The organism is Streptomyces sp. NPDC020490 (genome assembly GCF_044335305.1).
Lineage (GTDB): Bacteria > Actinomycetota > Actinomycetes > Streptomycetales > Streptomycetaceae > Streptomyces.
Genome location: NZ_JBIRUY010000009.1, coordinates 154,054 through 177,406 on the forward strand (window position 1 = coordinate 154,054; position 23,353 = coordinate 177,406).

Sequence of the window (23,353 nt, forward strand, 5' to 3'; positions counted from 1 at the left end):
ATTCGGCCATGGTCGGCGTCAACCCGACTGTGACACCAGTAGCCGTTCAATGTCGTCGACGGCCGAGCTCAACCCCAACCGCCGGTACACGGCGACAGCGGCACGCAGCGAGCTCTCGGCCTGAGCAGGTCCGTCGACGATCCGGTCGCAGCGTCCGGTGCCCTCCAGGGCCCGCGCCTCCTCCAGCGGACAGCGGATGTCCCGCGCGAGGGTGAGCGCCTGGTCGAAGTGTGCGCGAGCGGCCGTCGGTTCACCCGAGGTGAGCAGCAGCATCCCCCAGTGGTTCAGTACCTCCGCCTCACCGCATCGGTCGCCCAGCGTCCGCAGGGTCTCCAAGCTGCGCTGGAACGCCTCGACCGCGCCGTCCCGCTCACCGGCGAGGCCGCGCGCCACGCCCAGCTCGCTCAGCGCGGCCGCCTCGCCCCCGCGGCTGCCGAGTTCGCGGTAGGCGTTTAGGGCCTCCTCCAGAAGCCGGATCGCCTCCGCCGCGTTCCCGGCCACACGGTCCACCACGCCAAGGTGGCGGACGCTGGTCGCGCGGCCGAACCGTTCACCGAGCTCGGTGAAGTGCGTTAGGGCCTGGCTGTGCGCTGCCCGGGCTCCCTCGGTGTCTCCGGTCAACCGCTGGACGACGCCCAACTCGTTCAGCGCGTACGCCTGGTGCGCACGGTCGTCCAGCTCTTGGTAGATGTCGAACGCTTCCTGGTGATGTCGCGCGGCAAGGGCGTACGCGCCCATCAGGCAGTGCACGACGCCCAGGTCCCGCAGGGAGTTCGCTTCCCCGTACCGGTCACCGAGTTCGCGGTAGATCGTCAGGGCCTCGCTCTGGGCCTCCACCGCGGCGTCGAACCGGCTCATCTGTCGGTGTGTCATGCCGAGATCGGCAAGCGCGTTCGCCTGTCCGAGCCGGTCTCCCAGCTCACGGTAGAGGGCGAGGGCCTCGGTCTGGGCCCTGGCCGCATCCTCGTTGTCCGCGGTCAGGTACCAGACGATGCCGAGCTGGTTCAGAGCGTCCGCCTTGCCACGCCGGTCGTCGACCGCTTCGTACGCTGTCACGGCGTCGTTCAGGGCCTCGATCGCCTCGGGATAGGAAGCCATGAAGCGGCGTACGACGCCGAGCTCGGCCAGCGCGTCCGCCCGGGCTCGCTGGTCGCCAGCCTGGCGAGCGGCTTCGGCGGCGGTCCGGTGAAGCCCGACGGCCTGGTCCCAGGGGCCGGCCTGACGCAGGAAGGGCGCCATGGCCGCGGCGAGCCGGACCACGAGGTCGTGCAGGGCGAGGCCGTTCGCCCGACGGAAGCAGGCCAGGACGTTGGCCCGCTCGGTCTCCAGCCAGCTCAGGGCGTCCGTCCGCGACTCCAGGACCGGGGCCTCCACCCGCGAGGCGTCGTCCGGCGCCGGAGGTACCGCGGCACCGCTGCGTGCGATGTGCACGTTCGCGGCCGCGAGAGCGACCAGGTAGTAGGTGCACACACGCTGGACTGCCTGTACGTGGTCCATGCTGTCTCCCTCGGCGGCGAGACCGCGAGCGTAGTCACGCAGCAGGTCGTGCAGCCGGTAGCGACTCCCCGGGTGTTCGTCGATCAGGTGGTCGTCGTACAGCGCCTCGAGGTGCCGACGGGCCGCCACGACCGAGACCTCACCGAGCGCCGCGCCGATGTGCGAGTCGAGATCGGTGCCGGGGAAGAAGCCGAGCTCTCGGAAGAAGCGCTGCCGTTCCGGGGCGAGATCCCGGTAGGAGAGATCGAACGTCGCGGTGACCGCGCGCTCCCCGGCGCGCAGCTCCCCCAGCCGGTCCCGCGCCGCAACCAGCCGCCCGCGCAGGTCCTCGGCGGTCCAGGACGGATGGTGCCGCAACCGTGCCGCGAGCAGCGACACCGCCAGTGGCAGACACCCGCACAGCCGCACCAGTTCCTCGACCACATCCCGGCCGAGAGCGTCGGCCGGCCGCCCGCTGAGCCGCACGAAGAGGTCGACCGCATGGTTCGGCGGTAGCGCGTCCACCGACATGACGACCTCCTCGTTCGCCACCAGCCGCTTGCGGCTGGTCACCAACACCAGGCACCCGCTTCCGCCCGGGAGCAGCGGCTCCAGCTGCCGGTAGCTGGCCGCGTTGTCGAGGATCAGCAGCGCCTTCTTGTCCGCCAGCCTGCTCCGCCACATGGCGGCCCGGGCCTCCGTGACCGCTCCGACGTCGTCACCGACGGGAATCTGCTGCGTCGGCACGCCCGCGGCCGCCAGAAGCGAGGCCAGCGCCTCGCCAGCCTGCACCGGAGTACGCCCCGGCGTGTGCCCATTGAGGTTCACGAAGAGCTGCCCGTCGGGGAACCGCGTGGACAGCAGGTGTCCGGCATGCACGGCGAAGGTGGTCTTCCCGACGCCGGGCATGCCGTCGATCACATGAACGGGCATCCCCTCGCCACGCTCCTGCGAGGCCCGCACCGAGCCGAGCAGCCGCTCCAGCTCCGCGGCACGGTCGGTGAACGCGGCGGTATCGCGCGGCAACGAACGCAACACCTGGGCGGCCCCCGGCGGCCCCGCTCCATCCTCCGGTCGGCCCGGCTGGACGGGAGGGCGCGTCTCGGAGAGCGCAGCGAGCAGGGTCGTCAGCCCCGCCATCGTCAAGCCCAACACGACGAACGAGAACCAGGGGTGATCCTGTAACCACCCGAGCCAGCCCGGCCACCGCGACTCATCAGACACGGCGTTGGTGACGAGCCCGACCAGCAGCGTGGTGAGAGCGCCGCCGCCGGCGACGACGGCGATCGCGATCCCGCGCCGGGGTCTCACGCGAAGGTCCGAGCGGCCGGGCAAGCGGTCGACTCTGCTCGGGTGGCGCTGACGAGACACCACGCACCGCCAACCGACCTGGTCACGAAGGCCACCCCCGAGTCCGACGCCCCAACGCCCCAACGCCCCAACGCCCCAACGCCCCAACGCCCCAACGCCCCTAACGGAACAGCTCTGATCGAACTTGGTCAAGGGCGCCTCTGCGCCATGGAAGCGCCTTGTAGACACATCAGGATGAACTTCGGTTCCCTTACGTTGACCTCCGCACGTGTGCTGTCCGCTGTCAGCAATCCCAGGCACGAGATTCCCGCCTTGTCGATCAAGGTGGCGCACTTTGGACCACGTTGAAAGGCGCTGAACTCCTGCCGGATCGCGACGTTGCGACTCGTTAGCGAGAACGGATCAGTCGCTTGCCAACAATTGGCGCACTGGCAGCCTCAACGCTTGCAGGTCCTTCCCTTACGATCAGGCAGCCGCAGGAACCCTCCGTCGCGCCTTGCGCACGCGCGACACACTCGCGGTGCGCCGGGCCTGTAGCTCTCTTTGAGCAAGCAGCAGCGGGGCCAAGTGCTCGGCGATGGCACGGCCCAGCCCGACAGGCACCGCGTTTCCGATCTGCCGCGCGATCTGGCTCCTACTTCCGCACCACCGGAAGGTGTCCGGGAATCCCTGTAGCCGGGCCGCCTCCAAATGAGTGATGGGACGATGCAGCCACGGATGCAGGTAGCGACCCTTCTCCGGCTTGAAGAATTCCGTACGGATGGTGACCGACGGCTTGTCACGGTGGAGTCGACCCATAACATCAGCAGAGCCGGTTTTATGCTTCTTCCAACAGTCGGACAGCAACTCGAAGGGGATATCAAATCGATTACCCCCTTCCGGAATGGACCGGTAACGCGCGATCGAAATCGGCCTTATCCCATTTCGACTCAGGTGCAATTCATCCATGGAGAAAGGGCCAGCGATTTTGTTCCCGTTTACAGTATCGCTTCGAGATGGGAGGTCAGGGGAAAGTTTTCGCAACACGAGATCAGCGATCGTCTGCCATACAGTCCGCTGATGGGCGCCTGCAGAGCTCGGAATGAGTCTTGCCTGCAGTTCGAGGTCCGTCAGTTCATCGATTCGATGGATCGACCCCGACTCCGCCTCCACCAGCAGATCTTTTCGAACTCCGACTGCAATGGTGCGGAAGCGTCTCTGAGGCACGCCATAGTCGGCAGCATTCAGGAGAGCATCGAAGATGAGGTAATCGGAAAGAGTGCGACCCTCGCGCGTTTCATCAAGCAGGAGTCGAAACTCCGGAGACTTCCTGAAAGCGTCGACGTTCTCCATGACGAAGACCATCGGTCGAACGGTCGAGACGACTTTCAGATAGTGCCGCCAAAGCTGGTTCCGCTCGTCGTTCGGATCCTGGTTACCGAGTCGTGAGAACCCCTGACACGGCGGCCCTCCCAACACGATGTCGGCTTCCGGGATCGCCCCTGGACGATCGACCCACTCGGCGATGTCGCCTTGGTGGATGTGTGCTCCGAAACACTTGGCGAAGTTCACGGAATAGGTTGCCGCTGCCGCTGGGTCCAGTTCGACCGCGGCGACAGGACGATAAACCGCACAACCGTCATGCCGGGCGTCTACGAACCCCTGTGTCAGCCCTCCACAGCCCGCGAAGAGATCGATCGTCCGTAGCGGGGGGAGGTAGGTGTCGCCGCCGAGGGCCTCCCAGGAGCCGCCGACTTCGGGGTGTACGTAGCTCATTGGCGCACTGTAGCCGGCTAGCCGGCTCCAGGGCAATCTAGTGAGCCTACAGCCCAGCAGGGTTCTACGCCGGCCCCTAATTGGGTCACCCACATGGCTCCATCAGGGCACGTGCCTACTAATCTCAAAGGGTGGCCCGCACAAGTACCGCCGGCGGAACCGCCGACACCCCTGGGAAGGGACGACGTACCTCCACCGAGCATCCGCCTGCCCGCGCTTGGCGTCCCCGGGCCGGGATGACGAGGGCCGACCGCATACGTGAGCAGGACAGGGCCGCGGGTGGAGCGTTCAAGCGATTCGTCGCGGGTGATGGCGGCGAAAGGGTGCCCGCCACCGTTGTACTGGCTCCGGTGCGGAGAACGGGACGTGTCAGTGCCAGGCTTCAGTGGACAATCGCTGGCCGAAGACATCGGTTTACCCTCGGCGAGGTAGTACACCCCACCCGGACTGCGAACCTGCGTGCCGCCTGGCACCTGGCCGGGGAGGCCGGTCTTCTGGCGGAGGACGACCTTGGGGACTCCTGGGCATCGTCGCCGGGCACACGGGCATCGATGCGCTCCAATCGCGGACGCGACACCGGGCCCGAGCGCAGGCTTCGCTCCTTGCTGCATCGCGAAGGTCTGCGGTTCAGGGTGTCCGCCAGGCCGGTACCGACGCTCCACCGAACCGCGGATGTGCTGTTCACCAAGCACAAGGTGGCGGTGTTCGTAGACGGCTGTTACTGGCATGGGTGCCCTACCCATGGGTCGGTCCCTGCGACGAATCGCGACTTCTGGGTTGCAAAGATCGAGGGCAATAAGAGCCGTGACAAGGAAACGGACAGACTCCTGGTCGAACACGGTTGGTTCGTGGTCCGCGTCTGGGAGCACACACCCGTCGAGCACGCGGTGACCCTTGTGCGACTCGGACTGGAGGAGTCGAAGGCGCACCGTGCGGCCCGCGTACTCAGAGCAGACGTCCGTTGAGCAGGTCGTCCACGGCATCCGCCTCTCTTCGAAGCACGATCCGTCCGTCTCCGTCGCTGTAGGCGAGGAGACGGTCGCCGGGGGCAAGTCCGGCCTCGACGAGAATCCCCATGGGGAGTTCGACGGAGCCGTCTGCACGCACCATGACCTGGGCTGGTTCTCGGATCATTCCGCCAGGATCGCACGCCACCGAGACGCTGCTGTTCGTGATGGCCGCCAGAGCGCCGGTGGGCGCCAGTCCATGCGGCCCCGAGGACGGCCCTCCGTGGCTTTTAGTGCACCCGCCTGGGCCGTAGAATGGTCACTCAGGGCGCGCGCCGGACTTCCGCCAGGACGTCGTCCAGGAGCCCCGTCACATCGCTTCCGCCCAGGACCAGTTGCCGATCCAGGAGGCGATTCCCGGTTTCGCAGGAGGTCTCGCTCACCAGGGAGCAACCGTGGCAGGCCGAAAGGTTCAGTTGCGACGCTCCCTGCCTGTCACTCTCGATGCAAACCGGGTCGTTGGAACAGAAGTCGGCGTCGTCCAGCGCTGATACCAGGAGTGGGACCAGCTTGTCGGGTTCCCCGAGCCTGACAAGCCCCCCGAGGGTTCCCTGCGCATCCCCTGCCGCGGTGTAGATCAGGATCCCGGCGGTCTTGTCCGTACGGTCCGAGTTCGCATAGATCCGCTCTTGCAATGCGGCGGATGCATAACCGCTTGCGAATGCCAGACGGCGGATGAGCAGATGCGCCAACGTGTGCAGGGCGACGTACCTGGGCTCGGGAACGTCCAGGCGGCCAGCCCACGGAGAGTCGCCTCTACGTTTCTTGAGGATGCCGGCTCGCGCTTGAACCTCTGGCTTCGCCTCCCAGGCGGCGATTTTCTCCTCGTCGAACCGCAGAAAGATACCTTCCCCGAACAACTCGATCGCCGGGTAAGTGGGCCGACGCCACTGGTCCGGGCCTAGGTCCACGTTGATCAATGCCGCCTCGGCATCATGGCGCCGGAATCCGCGGAGTGCACGGACCTCACGGACCCGACGCACCTGCCCGATACCGCTGATCTTGCGGAGAAGACTCTCCGGTCCTGTGACGCCTACAAGACTTCGCCCGTCGACGACGAAGTCACTTCCCGTACGGTCGCGTCCACCATCGAGTTTCTTGAGGAATGCAGCCCACTCGCCGTCCTTGAGGTCGAGCAGCATCTCGTCAGCGGTGGTCTCTTCTCCAGCTGCTACGGCGAGGACGGTCTCCGGCGTCACACCGAGCTCGTCCGCGATCCACCCCGCCACCATCTCCGCCTGCGGTCCGCCATTGTCCGTCACGACCTTTTCGAAGTACACGTGGCCGCGGATCTTGTCTGCTGTTTCCGCAGACTGTGGACGTTCTTCAGGTATGTCGAGAGCCGAGATCCTCTCGACCATGTAGTTGCCCGTAGCGCCACGCTGCACGGCGACCAACTGGTGCGGGCAGGGCTTCTTGACCGAGCCCTCCGGTTCCCAAGGCTGCCGCCCCGCGCAACGGATCCCGTCTCGCTGCAAGGCCCCCTTGGTCACCAGCTCCGCGAAGGAACGCGAGTTTCCACACCCATGGCACGTGACCATCAGTGACGCGAGGCCCTCACCACGGTTGGCGAGCTTCTTAAACCTGAGCGACTTGTAGTCACGGCAGAAGCGGACTGCTTCGTTCAAACCGGCCTCGCGCCCGCGATGAACCCACTGGAACCAGTTGATGTCCTGGGTATGGCTGCCCCTTTCGCAGACCGCGATATATCGCATCGGGACCAGAAGACCACCGCACTCGCAAGTGTTGCTCCACTTGCCCTTCTTCTTCCTGGTCAGTTTCGAGAGTTTGTCGCAGCGCTCGCAGAACCGCCATGCAGGGAAGCGCCAGTACGGCAACGCGGGGGTGTCCTTGCCGGCACGGCTCGCATGTGTAGGCGGCTGCCTCAGGACACCGGCCCCGAGACGGGCCATCAGACGCTCACAGCTGATTTCCGGGGCGACCTTCTTGTCCCACCAAGATGTGTCAGGCGCCATGAGCGATTCACCACGCACATCGACGATCGCCCCCACGCCGAACGGCGAGATCGTCTCGGAGAGGCGAAGGTCATGCCTGATCTTCTCCACGGTGCACCTCCTCCTGCGGTTCCTGGACCTCCACTGCCACATTGGGCTCCACGGACCTCATCGAGTCTCCGACGAGCCACCCTTCGCCGGACTGACCGAATTTTTTCAACAGAGCTGCCTGATCCTTCTTCGAGCGCTGGTAGTAGAGGGTGTCATCCGACTCGCGTGCTTGCGCCGCCCGACGGTCCCAGTCCCTCAGTAGGCTCCACACAGCGTCGCTCGTCTCCTCTGCTTCGAGGTGGTCGGCACGCGTCACGTATCCGAGGAACCGCTCGACAAGACGCTCGACCGCGTCGCTGAGCCTGTCGTCCCCAAGGTCCAACCGGTGCGCAGAGTCGTTCTCGGCGAGCGGGACGAACGATTGCCGCACCAAGGCAACGAGTGCGCCGGCCAGGGATCGGTCACGCGAAGCCAAGGACCACGGCGTCACACTTGTGGGCTCCACACTGCGGTATAGCGCCTCGTGGTAGCCGCGGAAAGTCTCGAAGTGCGACCGGTCGCGGGCCCGGCTGGACCTGAAGAGCGTGACAACGACGCCATTTGTGTCACCGCGACCGACACGGCTGGTGGCCTGGATGTACTCGGCCGTGGTCTTCGGCTGTCCCACCATGAGCATCAGGGCGAGTCTTGGAATGTCGATGCCGACGGAGAGCATGTTCGACGAGAGGACAACGTCAACGGCGTCCGGTGACTCGTCGGCACTGATTCGGAGCGCGCGTAGATCGTTCGGGAGCTCTTCGGCACCGCGGCGGCTCGTCAGTTCCAGAACCTTCTCCGCCGTGACTCGACGCAACGGGAGCCCGAGCCGGTCGGCGCGAGGCTCCAGACGACCGTTGACGTCGTCGACCACCAGCGGTCCCGTCCGTCCGAGCTCACGAAGACTGTTGTGGTACATGACCAGCGTCCAGTACGCATCTCGCGCTGCGGCTGGCGGAACCTGGGCGGCGAGCGTCTCCGGAATCTCCACCATCGGGGTGACCGCCGAAATGACGGCCGAAGGCTGCGAGACCGATTGCGGCATCAAACCGACGTAAAGACGTCCCTCTCCACTCTCCACCGGCCGGGAGAAGAAGGTGCGGTCGTCGTCGAGTCCGGATGGTGGGTAGAGGGCGACGTCACGCCCGTAGAGTCCCTGTACCTGCTCCTCCGACGCACGGATCGTGGCCGTCGAAGCAACGATTTTGGGACTGGTACCGGACCGGCTCAGCAAGAGCTGGATGACTGCGTCGAAGACGGCGACGGTGGTACCGAGCGGCCCCGAAAGCAGGTGCAGCTCATCCTGGATGACCATAGACGGTTGCTTGAACGGGGTCCCGATTCCAAGCAGCTTGCCGGCTTTGGGCTGGAACTGAAGGCGCGCGAACTTGTCGACCGTGGCCAGCAAAATCGTAGGCGGTTCATCGTAGATGACATCGTCTACGACCACGAGTGGAAGTTCGTCGCTGAACGCGCACGATTCGTCGACGCAGCGAAGCACGACATCGTTCCCCACCAACCGCATGCCATAGTCCTGGATCCTGCCCTTGATCTTCGGCACCAACGGTGTCAGGCACCACGGGCAGCTCTCGACCTGGAACTGGTTCGCCTCTTCCGGACGTGCAGCCTTCTGAAGCCGTTCGAGCGCATCCCGCGCCTCTTTCCGCGTACCGGGGGTGACTTCGTTGCCTACCCAGAGACCGATCGAAAACGGTGCCATCCCCTTGGCCCGCTCGTCCATGCCCCGTAGTTTCTCCATCGCACAGATCAGCGCTGCAGCACGCTGGAACTGCTGAGAGGTTAGAAGCCGCAAGGTGTAGCGGGTGATTACGGCGGTTCCCCCACCAGCCACGCCATGAGCAAGCCGCCGACGGAAGATCTCGATCGCGGCAAGGCCGAGGTACGCCTCGGTCTTGCCGCCACCGGTCGGAAACCAGATGAGGTCGACGAGATCTCTGTCCTCGTGTGTTGCATCAACGGTGGACGCCAACGAGACGAGTAGAAAACCGAGTTGGAATGGACGCCACTGCGGCTCCTGCACTCGATCTTCCGACGCCCCGCGGTTGATCGATGCCTGCCTAATCTGGAGGCGCATGGCAGTCATACCAAGCGAGAAGGCCGTTCGAAGGTCGTGCCGTTCTGGTGCCCGAAGGAGGTTCACACCCTCCCGCATCCTGTCAACCGCGGTTTGAGAACGCTTGACGATCCGGACAGCCACGTCCCTGTCGGTGTCGAAGGCTTCGGCTCGTTCCATCTGTTTGGAGACCCAGCCGGCGAAAGCGTCGACAAAGGCGTCCAGCGATCGAAGAACCGCATCGGGATTGGTATCGATCTGCTGGAGGTGCCTGAGTTCCAAGGACTTGGCCTCGACCGTCTCCGCATTGAACCCCGTGGTCTCGACGGCAGGCACGACGCAGGCTGGTACGGGGTCGAGGAAGACCATGGTGCAACGGCCTTGCGAGAACTTCCAGTCCGCAGCCATGCCGTGACCGACCGCGTAGACCTTCCGGTTGCGGTATCGAAGACGCAGTTCCGCGGCTTCAGGGTCAACGTCATAGGAGCGGGTCGTGTCGTATTCCAGGAACCGGTCACCTGCGGGCGGAGTGACGGCCAGATGGACCTGGAACAACATCCGAGCGATGTCCAGTTTGTCGTCCCCCGTGGATTCGGTGAGGACCCGGACGTGCACCGTGACCAACGAGTCACTCTTGAAGTCGCGCCAGCGTGCCCCGAGCTCGACAGAGACGTCTCCCACGGCAAGAACAATGGGTCCTTGCCTCCGACGAAGAACGAGGTCGTCGGCGGAGAAGGGGGTGCGGCGCCACCTCGGCGGGCCGTCACCGCCGACCGCGGCGTATGTGCCGCACGAGAAGTCGACGTTGACGGAGTCCCCGTCGGTCACGAACGATACGGCGACCGACGACGGCCGCCAGTCCTCCGCGAGGGGGACCCCCGCTCCGTCCTCCTCGACATCGCCGTCGGGGACGTCGGCGGAGACCTCTTCGTCCGCGTCGTCGCCACTAGAGGTCTCATGAGTTCCAGCCTCGGCGGGGAATAGCATGCCAACGGCGTATTGCCGGTGGGGGAAGTTCAGCGTGACCTCTTCGTCTCCGTCCTCAGGCCCGACGTAGGACGTGCGGAGGTGATGAAGCGCCTTCTCCTGGGCCGCAGTGAGGTTCACTTAACAACCTGCTTTCGAAGAAGGTCCTGTAGCCGCTTCTTGTCTTCCTTGGATGCGACTACATGGAGCGTCACGCGGGCCCTGGTGACAGCGACGTAGAACGCGGCGAGCCCTCGATCGTCGTATCTCTGCGGCAGTTCGCAGACGATGACGTGCTCCGCTTCCAGCCCTTTGGCGAACCGCGGGTTGGTCACAAGGAATCCGGACCGGCTCCTTTGTGGATCGACATCCGCGGAGACGCTGATGATCCAGATGTCCTCGCGACGAGCGCCGTTCGCAACGAGGTCTCGCGCGACGGCTTCGGCCGCTGCGACATCGGCCCTTCCCTGAGACCACCGCCACTGCACACGGTCACCGTGGACGATTCCCGGGTCTCCGACGTCAGCGCCGAGGTACTCCTGCACGACGTGGACGATCGCCCGGGTGTTTCGAACGTTCCGGTCGAGGTCGTACTGGAGCGCCTCCTGCTGCACCAACTCACACACGTCGGGGTCGAACTCACCGTCCACCCGTGCTTGGTTGTTGGGGTCGAGGAACATCCTCCATCGACCGCCTGCGCGACCTCCGCGGATCACGGCGTCAAGTGCGTCCATGCCCTCGGCGTTCATGAGGTCCTGCGCCTCATCGACGAATACGACGTCGTACTGCTTGTCACCGGACAACTCCGAGAACGGAAGCAGATCGATGTCTCTTCCCGCTATCCGCGGGCCGAAGAATCCGACCAGGGAAGGCGAGTGGAAAGTGATGAGGGTCGACTTTCCCTCGCCGGCCTCCTGCTTCGCTCCTTCCGCCAACACCAAGGACTTCCCTGTACCCGCACCGCCGAAGACGAGCATCCTCGGGTTGCGCGAGAGCGCGGCCAGAACCCGGGCCTGGCCATCTGTCGCTCGGTTCTGTTCCTCGATGACGGCGCCACGCTGCGCATCGATGACGGGCATCCGCGTGAACTCACCGAACAGGCGCGCCCGGAGATTTTCCGGCCTCGCAATCCTGACCCCGGAGGGGGCTCTTCTGGCCTCGCCGGCAACCCTTTCAAAGGCGTTCGTCATCGCGGTGATGCTCATCTGGTCCTTGGCCCACCAGTGGCTTCCCTTCCACTCGACGGCGGGAGGAGGGGCATCGATGTCGGGTGTGACGGCAACGGCCTCGGTCGCAAACCAACCGACACCTTCCTCGTGCAGGATGTCCCGCAACGCATACATCGCCGACTGCGCCTGGTCCATCGGAGACTCACGCAGCTTCTTCCAGTCACCGTGGCGGTCGATGGAGTACCACACGCCGTCGTACTTCCTGACGCCCCCGCCCTTGACCTCGATGACGATCACGACACCGTCCCAGAGCACAACGAAGTCGGCTTCCCCCTGCTGTTTTACCGCGTGGCTGCGCAGCTTGACCGAGTGGAAGGCGACTGCGTCGCCGGGGCCGTCGACCGACTGAAGCAACCGTGCTACTCGACGTTCGGCGTTGCTTGTGGTCGTCGCCTCGATGTCGGCCAGGTCCGGTATAAGGATCATGCTTCCTGCTCCAGCCAGAAGTCCTCGTAAGCGCGGTAGCCGAGGAAGTCGTTGACCGCACCGAAATTGTCGGCGACGTCCACGATGAGGCACTCCTCACTGCCACCGTTCTCCTTGCCGCGGAGCCCGCGCCCGGCCATCTGGATGTAAGCGCTGGGACTGAACGTCGGCCTCGCGATGTACAGGGCCCGGACACCCGGTGCGTCGAAGCCCTGGATCAGCAGGTCGCAGTTGGCCAGGACGCGGATCCCGCCCGCCTTGAACCTCTCGATGACGTCACGGCGCTGCTGCCGTCCGGTCTGACCGCTGACCGCTTCGGCTTCGACCCGTCGGCAACGAAGCGTCGCGGCGAGGACCTGGGCGGACAGGACGTTCGGCGTGAACACGAGGATGGGCCACTCGGGATCCTGACTCATGATGTGGTTCACAAGGGCCTTCATTCGCGCCTGGTCGCGGCCGATGCGGTCGAGTACCTGAGGCTCCAGCTTGCGCTTGGACTGCACCTGCGCGAGTTCACCCGGCTCCAGCTTGACGTCGATGCCCGGGAGTACCTCGTGCTTGACGCGGGCGAGGACGCCGATCCGAGCCAGTTCCTCATAGGCGGAAGTGCCTTCGAAGGCCCTGATGATGCGCTTACCGAAACGCGCGGCCAGTTCCCTATTCGGCTCGGTGTCGTCGGCCCTCCCCTTGAACGGCGTGGCCGAGAGACCCACCAGTGGCCGCTCCCAGCTTCGGCCGTCGACACCGAGCCACCTGAGGATGCGCGTGTAGCGTGTCGACCCGCCGGCTCGGTGTGCCTCGTCGATGAAGACGGCAGAGGCTTGGCGTAGCCACTCATACTCGGGAGCGTCGATCACGCTTTCGTCGAGCTTGGCGTCGGTGGCTACGACCACGCTGAACTCGGTGTCAGGCTCGTGAACGGTGTTGCCCTCCCACAGCCTGCCGATCGTCAGCGGACGTTCATCGCCGAGCCCACGCCAAACTGTGCTGAATGTTTGAACAGCCTGTTCGCAGAGTTCAGCCGACTGAGCGATCCAGAGGACCGTTCCGCTCATGCGGTCCTCGGTGAAGAGCCGCAGTACGGTCTCGGTGGCAACGCGGGTTTTACCGGCCCCCGTCGGAAGTTCGACCATGCCCTTCAGCGCGCGACCGTCCGCTTCCTGAAGCGTCAGGACATCCCGCAACTGCCGACTGATTTGCTTCTGGAAGTTGTGCAGAGGGTTGAGCCTCACGGCACCGGGGACGACGAACTCGTCGTCCTGTCGCTGGTTCCGCTGGCCGGCGTACTTCGCGCCGAACCCCATCTTCCGGAGCCAGGCGATCGCAAGCGCTCCGCCCGCCCACTTGGTCGGAACGTCCGTGTACCCCTCCTGCCGGAACTGGTCTTTGAGGAGCTCGATCGAATCGCTGCCGTAGACGGTCAAGAAGAGTTGCGCGACGGATGTCGAGTCGTCTACCAGATCCTGCTCCTCGAGTGCTTGCCAGAGCCCCTTCGGTAGAACCTCCTTCAGCGTGTCCTCACCGAAGAACACCTCGAGACGCTCTGCGTCACTGGCCGCACAACGTGCGGCCTGGCGCTGTTTCTCCAGACGTTGGTCGACACCGGCCTGAAGGACTTCACTCAGCTCGGCGTTCGACAGTCCCAGTCGGAAGACGTCGTTGATGATCTCCAGGACACGCCGCTCGCCGAGGTCCGCACGCACCACAAGCGTGAGCCCGTCCAAGTACGAGTCGAGTGACTCGTCGTCGACGCCGTCGTCAGTGCTCACGCGCTTGGCGATGCGAATGGCCCTCGCCACGGTCGCGTTCACCACCTTGTCCGCCACAAAGGTGGACCGGAGCCCGGTGTACAGGTCGATGACTCGCTCTCCGTCCTGCTGGCCCTCGACCAACATGGAGAAGGAGAAGCTGTCCTCGAACCGACGGCATCCGACCTCTTCGACGAGCGGCGCCACCTGGCCCTGATCTGCTAGCAGGTAAGGCTTGTGCTTGGAGCGAAGGACCTTGAGCTCTTCGTCGGTGGTCGCCAAGTACACCGTGTCAGGTCGCCGAGCCTCGATGCCGCGCCCCACCCTGGCGGGGATCTGTGCCGGATGCCCGCCTGGGAAGGCGTTTCTACCTGCAGCGAGGATGAACATCGTCAGCGTGCCGTCCTTGACCTGCGAGGGAATCAAGTCCGCAGCCGCAAGCGCTTCGCTCAGCACGTTGGCAGGAACCTTGTCCAGTTCTCTCGGCAGCGCCAAAGCGTCTTCGACAGGGCGCGGTCCCCGGAAGAGAGGCAGCAGGGCCTCGAACTCGACGAGCGACGCAGACACGACCTTCCCTGGAGCGCGGTAGCCGCGGGTCGAGTTCACCAAACCCGCTGCCTCCGCCGCCCAGCGAACAGGGGAAGGGACCCGGTGGGTTCGACCCGTATCGATATCCTCGCAGGTCCAGTACTCCCCCTGGTCCAACCGGAGTAGCTCGAGAGTCCACTTCTCACGGACCCGGTCAGGAGCCTGCGCCTCTTTCAGCATGAAGAGGACCGAGAACGGGCCCGGCCCTTCGTTCCTGTCGAACTCGAGCCGTTCGACAGGGCGCTCTCCGGGCCCGAGGCTCCTGTTGAGCAAGTCCGTCACATATCGCCGGTAGTCCTCGAAGTAAACCTCGTCCTCGACCGAGTACTCGGACTCCGGACCGTGAACGACTCCTGTCTCATGGGCGACCGCAGGAACGCACCTCGGGCGGTCCAACATACGGTCGGGAATAGCGTCACCGAGCCCGTCGATGTCAAGCACTTGCCGGGGGGTAGACCAGCCGCCGTCTCGCGTGGGCACCTTGATTCGGCCTGCCGCACCGCGGGACACGATCTTCTGAGCCTGCGCAACAGGGACGTCAAGTGCAGCGTCCCAGAATCTTGTAAGTTCCTCGTTCCCAGATGCCGCAGACAGCTTGGCCATCCTGGCTTGCAGGATCGCGATCGGATCCAGGTCCCGGAACCCCTGTTCGCGCAGCTTCTTCTCGATGCCGGGGATCGTCAGGAAGCCGGGGTGGACGAAGTACGCCCCTTCGATGTCAACGTCGTCGACACGCTTAAGGAAGACCTCGTTATGGTCTGCCACGGCCCGCATTCCGCTGGTCGTCGGTATGACCTTTGCAGTCTTGATGCCAGTGATTCTGGGATTCAGCACGACGAAATCGAACGCCATCGCGGCCGAGGTCATGCTGGCACCCTCGGCCCACTCACGCAGCCACGTCAGAATCCCCCGATTGGGGATCGTCTCCCACACCCTCGGTTCATCCCTGGTCCGTGGGTCCGCGAAAGTGGAGGACACGCTGTGGATGAAGAGATGCCGCAGACGAGTCGCCCTTTGGCCGTTGGCGTAGCAACGCCAGTGCGGCACGTTGTCGCCGGTGTTGGGCGACTTGATCCACTCTTCGTGGTGGCGCTCGGTCACACCGTTGACGGCGAAGTCGAGAGGACGAAGCTCTTGCGGCGTCCGCATGGCGCCAGTTGCGTCGGGGATCAGTGCTTTCTCGGCCGCGATCCGCGGTACGTGGGCGCAGAGGATCTCGTCACCGAACGAGTGGGCCTCACGACCACGCGCCGGCATGTACTCCAAGTGAACAGCGGGGTCATCGGCGGACGGGAGCTTCGGCAGCATGCCGACGAACATGTTGGAGAGGGTTACGAGGATCTCTCGGTTGTAGGTGTTCTCGAGTAGCGTGGTTCGGTCGTCGTTCACGCTCCAAGGAGCGTTGAAGAGTGCGGACGCCGATGTCCTGTCCTGGAGCGGAAAGTACGACCAGAACCCACCGAGCCTCGATTGAGACAGACGGGCAGGAACGGCGACTGTGACCTTCATCTGGTCACGCGACACCGCTTCACCGACCTCGGCCCGCGCCTCGGGGGTGGGCGCGTGCATCGCGTTCTCGATATACCACTCGTCGTGGTCACCAACGGGACGCTCGATCCGGAACCTTCCGTCCCCGAGGTCACGCGACACATGGCTCGTCACGAAGCCGGCGTTTGTTCCGATAACCCGGAGCCGAACCTCGCGCACCGCGTTGACGAAGAGGAGGAACTCGGAGCGGAACTCTTCGATTTCCTTCTTGAGCCTCTCCAGCTTTGACGCTTGCGGCAGCTTGACGACCGTCACCGCCCACTCCGCCAGCTCCGCCATAATTGGATCCTTGGCGAACTCGGCGTCGGCATCGACCCGCGTCAGGGTCCTCAGGATCGGCAGTCTCCTGGCCGCCGGGGCGATCGACGCGATCGTTTTCTTCGCCTTGGGGGAGTTGAACTCGAAGGAGACCGACCTACTGAAGACCTGCGGGGAATCGGTGATCGCGAGCACCGATTTGAACCCGAGCCCGAACCGCCCGATCTCATCGCCTCGCTTACCACTGAGGTGTGCGTGAGCGAGCGTGGTGAGGCCGCTTCGCGAGAAGGGACGGCCCCCGTTTGCGCAGTACAGAGTCTGGTGGTCAAGGTCAAGGACGATCTCGACCCGGCCGGCTCCGTCCTCATGTTCGGCAGTCCCCGACATCGCGTCGGCCGCGTTCTGTACCAGTTCCAGGAGTGTGCGGTTCGAGTAACCGCCGACCCGGATGGACTCCTCGTGGTTGGCGTGCTCTGTAACCAGGTTTGGATTTGCACGATATGCATTGATTGCCTGCCCGAAGAGGTTGTCAACCTCGCGGACCAGCCCCTCGTCGGGAACCCACTCGGCACGCGTCATCGTCACGGCCGCCCCCCTTCGGCTGCCGAAATCGCAGCACACCCCTGCCAGACCTGCACCTACCTGGCCCCTTCACCCATGTTCATCGACGGTGCGTCACTTCACACACCATCGACCTGCCACGGACTGTAGATGCAGCCACTGACAGATCGACTCCCTACCCCCAGATCGGTTCTTCGAGACATGAGACAGGAAGCCGCGACGAACGTTCGCATTCTGCCAGGTACAGGCACACGACCGCGACGCCGAGCGGCCTCAGCGACTACTTCGGCGTAAGAGCGGGGTGGGGATGGTATGCACAGTTTCCTCCGCCCTTGTGTCTTCGAGTGCTGCGATCTGCCGTTCGAGCGCTCGTACGTTCTCCGCATTGTTCACGGTGGCGATGCCTTGGACAGTTACGGCCAGGGGGTCGGAGACGAGTGCTGCCTTGCGTTGTCGGAGGACTTCGATCGCAACAGCTTGTAGTGAGCCGAGGCGCTGGTAGCGGGTTTCGATGTCGGCCCGGTCGGTGTCGCCGAGTTCCGAGCGGAGGTATGCGTACTCGGCGTCGGTCAGGCTCATGACGGTTCGGCCTTGCCCCGCCGGGACTGGCGGATCTGGTCCGGCACCCAGGCATCGGGGTGGGTGATCTGCTCGGCGATCGCCGGGTCGCTGACCTCTGCGCCGGGCTGGAGTAGAAGCGTCTCGTGGGTCTTCGGGTCGGCGAGGAAGACCGCGGTGGCGAGGGTACGAGTTGCGGCGGGCATCACAGGACCTTCGCGGTGATGTGGATGTCGGGGACGTACATGACCGGCATGGCGACGGCGGCGCCCTTCGTCCAGACCTGGACCGGGTCGTCCTGGTAGTCGGCGGTGATGACGATGCCCGAGGCATCCTCGCGGGTGATCGCCGGGTTGGTGCCCGAGGAGAGGACCAGGGACTCCGCCGTGATGCCGTACTGAGTCTCCGCCCAGGACTCTGGGTTGGGCGGGAGAAGGATCCAGCGATCTTCCGGAATGACGCGCTGGTAAGCGTCGTCGACGGAGATCTGGACGTCGTAGACCGTGATCGGAGGAAGGTTGTAGCGGGCGCGGACCACCTCCACCTCGTTGGGCGCGAGAACCGCGGTCGGGGTGGTGGAGCCGTTGACGCTGCCGTAGTACGCCGCCCGGTAGGCGTCGTTCGCGGCCAGCGTCGCGCGCGCCTTGTATGACGTGAGCACGCGGGCGGGGAGCGGGGCGCCGATGGAGCGCAGGTACTCGATCCAGCGCAGCTCGTCGGCGATCGGGTCGCTCGTCGGATCCGACCAGGGCTTGGCGGCCGTGGGCATGTTCGCCGCCGGGACGCCGAAGTCAGCTTCCAGGGTGAGGCCGTTCTCGCCGTTGAGGCTGAACTTGCCGTTGACCAGGAGGTCACCGGCGGCCAGTTCCATGCGGTTGTGGATGGACTCGACGTGGCGCTCGATGTCGTCATAGAGGAGCTCGACGAACTCGGAGGAGTCGGCACCGCGGGCGGTGTCGAGGAGGATTTGCTCGAGTTCGCCGACGATGAGCTTCTGACCGAGGGGCGGCAGCATGCCCTCGGTGATGATCTTCTCGGCCTGACGGCGGGCGACGGCGGTCTGGGCGTCGTAGGCCCGGAACTTGGCGGCGTTGACGCGGCGCTTGCTGCTCTTGATGCGGAACTTGACGGAGTTGAGGCGGCGCTCGGGCATGACCGTCCGGGTCAGCTCGAAGTCAGCCGGCGTCTGCATGGTGCGGGCGAAGGCGTTGAGGTCGGCCGCGTCGATGTCGCGCAGCAGGGTCTCGAGCATGGTGGGGCAGGCTCCTCAGTAGTCAGATGAAGTGGATCTGCGCGGTCGAGGCGGTGATGGCGGCCGGGTCCAGACCACCCGGAATCTGGGCTGCGGCGATCACGCCGTGCCAGAGCAGGGCTGCACCGGCACGGCCGCCGCTTTGAGTGAAGGGCACGTCGGCGAGGAGGACGCCGGTGAACGTGGCGCGACCGTCCGTGGCGGTGGTGTCCCACGGGCCGTACAGGCCGGTGGCGGTGACGCGGCCGAGCGGAATGCCGGCCTTCATGACATTGCGGGGCTGGCCGAGCATGGGCGGCGTGTAGTGGGTGCCCTCGGTGAAGAGCGCGGTATCGAGGGTGATGGTGAGCGGAGTGTCGAGTCCGTGGCGTGAGGCCAGCCAGGGGCGGTCTGCGGTGGCGGACTCGGAGTAGGTGATCGTCTGGAGATCCACGCCGGGTTCCTCCGGGTAGGGCGTCTCGGTGCGATGCGTACGGTCACCGGTCGTGCCGTAGTCCGCGGAGGTGGAGCGGAGCGCGGTCCCCGTTAACGGCCGTGGGTCAGGAGGTCTTGAGGTGGCCGCGACGCCGGGCGATGTCCAACCCCAGCTGGCCTGGCCGTGGCGGGATGCCGCGCGACCGGGCAGGGACTCCTGCCGGGCTGCCCGAGGGTGGAGGCGCCGGTGCCTGCGGGGCGGCGGTGCTGAAGAGTTCCGGGCGGCGCTGCTTGAGCTCCTCAGCAGCCTGGGCGAGCGCGGTCTTGTCGACGTCCGGTTCGATCTCGCGGGACAAGAGAACCACCGCGTCCTCCAGTTCCGCGCCGGTGGCACCCAGGCCGACCAGTACTGCCCGGCGGGCGGCGTCCTGCTCCCGGGCGGCGGCGGCTGCTTCCCGCTCCCGGGCCTGGCGTTCGCGCTCCGCTGCGGCCTGCTCGCGCCGCTCGACTTCGGACAGGCGCTCCCGTTCGGCGTCCTTCTGTTGCTGTTCGGCCTGGCGCTGGTTCTGTACGTACTCCGTCAGGGCCTTGGCCGACTCGAAGCCGAGCTGGCCGAGAAGGTCCCGGACGCCGGCGCGACGGCCCTGGTCCTTCTCGCGTGCGAAGCGGCGTGACAGCTCGTCCTGCGGGATCGAGACCAACGTGACGCCGGTGTCCTCGGTCGTTGGATCGCCGGTCGGCGGGTCCCCTGGATCGTCGGAGGATGCCCCGACGATCGGGAGGATCGGGCGGCCATCGCGGCGGTAGCCGAGGGGAGCGAGCGGCAGCGGCGGACGCGTACCGTGCTTTCGTACGCTCATGGGCAGACGTTCTCCTCGCCCAGACGCCCCCGCGTCGGCGCGGAGTCTAACCCGCGTGGGTGCCTGGCGTGCCTTCCGACGTGTACAAGATCACGCGGCTTGGCCAGCTTCTTCATCCTCTTGGGACCTGTTCGTCCCACGTGGGGCCGCCGAGGGCGAGGCACTCGCCCGGATGCGTTCGACCTCGAGCGCGGCGTCCTCAATCGGGAAGCCTGCATCGACCAGCAGCCGTACGCCCGTCTCCAGCGAGAGAACTCCTGCCTGCACCCCCCGTGCCACCAGCTCCAGCGCCGCGGACAGATCCGTGGGCAGGTAGGCGCCGAAGGCCATAGCAGCCCGGGGATTCTTGCCCGGTGGCAGCACGCCGCCGAGCTGGTATAGCCGCTGGACCATCTTCAGCAGCAGCGGGTACTTCGCCTCGCGGGCCAGGCGCATGGAGCGGACCATCGCGTCCAACGGGCCGAAGCTCAGTTGCAGCGCGTACCCGGACGGCACCTCGGAGGGACGTACGGTGCCGAGCACGCTCGCCGGCAGGCGGGTCACCACCGACAGGCGGTCCCGCAACGTCTCCACATAGGCGCGGAGTTCGGCGAGCTGGGCCGAGGTGTCCACGGTGCTCAGTTGCCCGCTGTCGCCGAGAGGCCACACCATGCCCGGCTCGACCTGGACCGGCAGCGGGTTGCCGGTTCTGCGGTCCACCGGCAACCGGGACCCGGACAGGCCGATGATCGGCGAGCCCGTTGTCGCGGAGGCGCGCTGGCTGTCGGTGTCGGCCGCAGCGAGGTCGTCGAGCAGCTGCGCGGCGGACAGCAGGCTGGACTGGCCGTAGTGTTCGGCGCCGTTGATCGTGTTGGGAACGTGGACGAGCGGGATGAAGTCCAGTTGGAGGTCGAGGCGGTTGAGGACCTGGCCGTCGGCGTTGGTGCGGAAGCGGGCGTGGGACAGGGAGAGGGCGTCGATGTCCCCCGTCCGGTCGACCTGGCCCAGGTCCCATTCGGCGTCGGTGAGGTAGCACGTGACGGTGGTCGGCTGGCTCGACCACGGGTACGTCCGCCGCGCACTGCCGTCGCCGATGGGCCCAAGTTCGTACGTCACTCGTCGCAGGCTCCCCTTCCGCCCCGTGGCCGCGTCCTCCGGCACCTCCCATGCCAGGTGGACGCGCTGTGGGTACTCTTCGCCGTCGAGCGCTCCGTCCGGTAGGACGGGGAAGTAGAAGCCGGGGTCGATCGTCTTCAGCACGGGACGGCCCTTGGCCCGGGACCAGGCGAGCAGGTAGACGGTGTCGCCGAGCAAAACGGCGTTGCGCTCCGCGTACTGCATGCGCATTCGCAGCTGTTCCTTCTGCGCCCACTCCCGCAGCAGCGCCTCTCGTTCCTGGGCCACCGTGTCGTCGTCACTGCCGTCGACGACGATCTGCTGGGTCTCCCCGAGCAGATGGGTCAATGTCTGGTCGACGATCAACGAGGCGTCGCCGTACTCGCGTCGGTCGTCGCCGTTCTCTCCCAGCAGCACCGCGGCTTGATTGTTGTCGTATGCGGCCAGGAACGTGTACGCCGCGAGGCGACGACGATCCGCTTCAGGCACCCACGAGGCACCCACGGAGCCCGGAAGCGTCGTCGGCCGCCCCTCGACGGCGGCGTGGAAGGACGGCTTGTACCCCAGCGCACTCCACGTATCGATGAGCACCTTTCTCCAGCGCCGCATCCGAACTCCCAGCGATGACCCACTTGAAGGACGGCGCAGCCTAACGGAACCCGGTCCGGTGCCGTCACGGATCCGGTGGGGCGGACCACCAGCGCAGATGCCGGCCTGGGATGGCCTTTCCCGGGCTCGTGGGTCCTCGTCGCCCCCCTCTCAGCCCTACCGGGCCGTTGAATCTGCAGCTCACAAGCTGCTGTCGGTGGGGACAGCTACTGTCGGTGAAGGTCGTCGAGTCAGCCATGCGGAGAGAGCCAACCATGGGCGGTAGTTTGCGAGTCGGGCAGGTTTACCGTTACGCGAGCGGCAAGGACCCGGACCCGCCCACTCTGGACGGTCACCCCAATTTTCATCATGTGACGCACTCGCCGGGCCTCAAGCGAGCGTTGCTGGAAGCGGGCATCAACGGGATGGCCAAGGTCAACGGTCCAGATGGCGTGCGGCGTCCGGCGATCCTCATCCGGTCGAGTCCCTGGAAGGCCGGCACCGAGCAGACGCCATGGCACGACGTATTCGACATGGACAACGGGCACGTCCGCTACTTCGGTGATCACAAGGCCGGCCTGAGAGCTGCACCGGGCACCACCACGGGAAACGCCGCACTGTTGGAAGCATTCACCAGTCATCAGGGGCACACGCCCGAAGAGCGAGCAGCCGCGACGCCCCTGCTCCTGTTCCGCGCCGTGTCACGCAACGGCAAGCCGAAGGGCCACGTGGAGTTCTGTGGGCTGGGCGTCATCGAGCGAGCCGAGCGGCTCGTGCAGTGGGGCGGGCGTGAGCATACGACGTTCGTGAACTACGTCTACGACATCGCCCTCATAGACTTGACCGCCGAGCACGACGAGGTGGCCTGGGAGTGGATCCACGCTCGTAGGGACAAGGACCTGACCAGTGCCCAGGCGCTTGCGCTGGCACCGCGCGCCTGGCGCGAATGGGTCAAGCACGGCGATTCCGCTCTGCCCAGACTTCGGCGCAGAGTGGCGCGAGCGAAGGTCACCAAGGTGCGCGATCAGCGCCCCCAGACCGGCAGCACGGACGCCACCGACCTGGAGCTGGTCTACAAGTACTTCGACGGACGCAAGCACGATTTCGAGGCTTTGGCTTCCGCCGTGGCCGCACGCGTTCTGCGCGGGTCCGGACACAGCTACCTCGAAGGCTGGTTGACACGGAGATCGGGCGACGGCGGGGCCGACTTCGTCGGGCGGCTCGATCTCGGCAGCGGACTGGCCGGGACCAGCCTCGTCGTGCTCGGGCAGGCGAAGTGCGTCAGGCCCGACACTCTGATCACCGCCGAGCAGATCGCTCGCGTGGTGGCCCGACTACGTCGCGGATGGATAGGCGTGTACGTGACGACCGGGGCCTACTCGGAGTCTGCCCAGACGGAGATGGTGGAGGATCAGTACCCGGTCGTCCTGATCAACGGCCTGGACCTGGTCCGCGAACTGCAGAACATCGCCCGCGACAACCACGGAGGTGACCTGACGGCGTGTATCGAGCACGTCCTGAGCGGCCAGGAGACTGCCGTCACGAACCGACGTCCTGAGGAGATCCTTCTCCAGTAGTCACGCAGCACCTCCGCCGT

General features: G+C 65.6%; 15 protein-coding genes. 2 read left to right on the plus strand and 13 right to left on the minus strand.

Annotation, left to right across the window (positions count from 1 at the left end; translation table 11 throughout):
• Nucleotides 1-18: 18 nt before the first annotated feature.
• Complete coding sequence (gene haaT, locus ACH4ZX_RS12600; protein WP_398271604.1) at nucleotides 19-2,847, minus strand: cyclophane-containing RiPP biosynthesis TPR protein HaaT; 2,829 nt, start codon at nucleotides 2,845-2,847, stop codon at nucleotides 19-21.
• Nucleotides 2,848-3,252: 405 nt separating this feature from the next.
• Nucleotides 3,253-4,542, minus strand: a complete 1,290-nt coding sequence (locus ACH4ZX_RS12605) for a DNA cytosine methyltransferase (protein WP_398271490.1) — start codon at nucleotides 4,540-4,542, stop codon at nucleotides 3,253-3,255.
• 551 nt (nucleotides 4,543-5,093) lie between these two features.
• On the opposite strand from ACH4ZX_RS12605, the gene ACH4ZX_RS12610 reads away from it, so the two are divergent.
• Nucleotides 5,094-5,507: a very short patch repair endonuclease gene (locus tag ACH4ZX_RS12610; protein ID WP_398271492.1), complete on the plus strand. Its 414-nt coding sequence runs from the start codon at nucleotides 5,094-5,096 to the stop codon at nucleotides 5,505-5,507.
• On the opposite strand, the gene ACH4ZX_RS12615 is transcribed toward ACH4ZX_RS12610, so the two are convergent.
• From ACH4ZX_RS12615 to ACH4ZX_RS12665, 11 genes are all read right to left on the minus strand, one after another.
• A complete protein-coding gene (locus tag ACH4ZX_RS12615; RefSeq protein ID WP_398271494.1) occupies nucleotides 5,488-5,676 on the minus strand; it encodes a hypothetical protein in 189 nt (62 codons plus the stop codon). The two genes, ACH4ZX_RS12610 and ACH4ZX_RS12615, sit on opposite strands and share 20 nt — an antisense overlap.
• Before the next feature lie 136 nt (nucleotides 5,677-5,812).
• Complete coding sequence (gene drmB, locus ACH4ZX_RS12620; RefSeq protein WP_398271496.1) at nucleotides 5,813-7,615, minus strand: DrmB family protein; 1,803 nt, start codon at nucleotides 7,613-7,615, stop codon at nucleotides 5,813-5,815.
• Nucleotides 7,596-10,772 (minus strand): helicase-related protein, encoded by a 3,177-nt coding sequence (locus tag ACH4ZX_RS12625; protein ID WP_398271498.1) that lies wholly within the window; start codon nucleotides 10,770-10,772, stop codon nucleotides 7,596-7,598. Before ACH4ZX_RS12625 ends, drmB begins: the two co-directional genes overlap by 20 nt.
• Nucleotides 10,769-12,286, minus strand: a complete 1,518-nt coding sequence (locus ACH4ZX_RS12630; RefSeq protein WP_398271500.1) for an NERD domain-containing protein — start codon at nucleotides 12,284-12,286, stop codon at nucleotides 10,769-10,771. The genes ACH4ZX_RS12625 and ACH4ZX_RS12630 overlap by 4 nt, the downstream gene beginning before the upstream one ends.
• Nucleotides 12,283-17,007: a sacsin N-terminal ATP-binding-like domain-containing protein gene (locus ACH4ZX_RS12635; RefSeq protein WP_398271606.1), complete on the minus strand. Its 4,725-nt coding sequence runs from the start codon at nucleotides 17,005-17,007 to the stop codon at nucleotides 12,283-12,285. Before ACH4ZX_RS12635 ends, ACH4ZX_RS12630 begins: the two co-directional genes overlap by 4 nt.
• A 255-nt stretch (nucleotides 17,008-17,262) precedes the next feature.
• A complete protein-coding gene (locus ACH4ZX_RS12640; protein WP_398271502.1) occupies nucleotides 17,263-17,568 on the minus strand; it encodes a hypothetical protein in 306 nt (101 codons plus the stop codon).
• A complete protein-coding gene (locus tag ACH4ZX_RS12645) occupies nucleotides 17,565-17,753 on the minus strand; it encodes a hypothetical protein (RefSeq protein ID WP_398271504.1) in 189 nt (62 codons plus the stop codon). The genes ACH4ZX_RS12640 and ACH4ZX_RS12645 overlap by 4 nt, the downstream gene beginning before the upstream one ends.
• Nucleotides 17,753-18,799 (minus strand): major capsid protein, encoded by a 1,047-nt coding sequence (locus ACH4ZX_RS12650; RefSeq protein ID WP_398271506.1) that lies wholly within the window; start codon nucleotides 18,797-18,799, stop codon nucleotides 17,753-17,755. The genes ACH4ZX_RS12645 and ACH4ZX_RS12650 overlap by 1 nt, the downstream gene beginning before the upstream one ends.
• A gap of 22 nt (nucleotides 18,800-18,821) precedes the next feature.
• On the minus strand, nucleotides 18,822-19,232 hold the full coding sequence (locus ACH4ZX_RS12655; RefSeq protein WP_398271508.1) for a head decoration protein: 411 nt from the start codon (nucleotides 19,230-19,232) through the stop codon (nucleotides 18,822-18,824).
• 106 nt (nucleotides 19,233-19,338) lie between these two features.
• Nucleotides 19,339-20,073: a hypothetical protein gene (locus tag ACH4ZX_RS12660; protein ID WP_398271510.1), complete on the minus strand. Its 735-nt coding sequence runs from the start codon at nucleotides 20,071-20,073 to the stop codon at nucleotides 19,339-19,341.
• Nucleotides 20,074-20,163: 90 nt separating this feature from the next.
• Nucleotides 20,164-21,777 carry a hypothetical protein gene (locus tag ACH4ZX_RS12665; protein ID WP_398271512.1) on the minus strand — a complete coding sequence of 538 codons (1,614 nt, stop codon included), beginning with the start codon at nucleotides 21,775-21,777 and terminating at the stop codon, nucleotides 20,164-20,166.
• 215 nt (nucleotides 21,778-21,992) lie between these two features.
• Between ACH4ZX_RS12665 and ACH4ZX_RS12670 the strand changes: the two genes are divergently transcribed.
• Nucleotides 21,993-23,333 (plus strand): restriction endonuclease, encoded by a 1,341-nt coding sequence (locus ACH4ZX_RS12670; RefSeq protein WP_398271514.1) that lies wholly within the window; start codon nucleotides 21,993-21,995, stop codon nucleotides 23,331-23,333.
• Nucleotides 23,334-23,353: the final 20 nt, after the last annotated feature.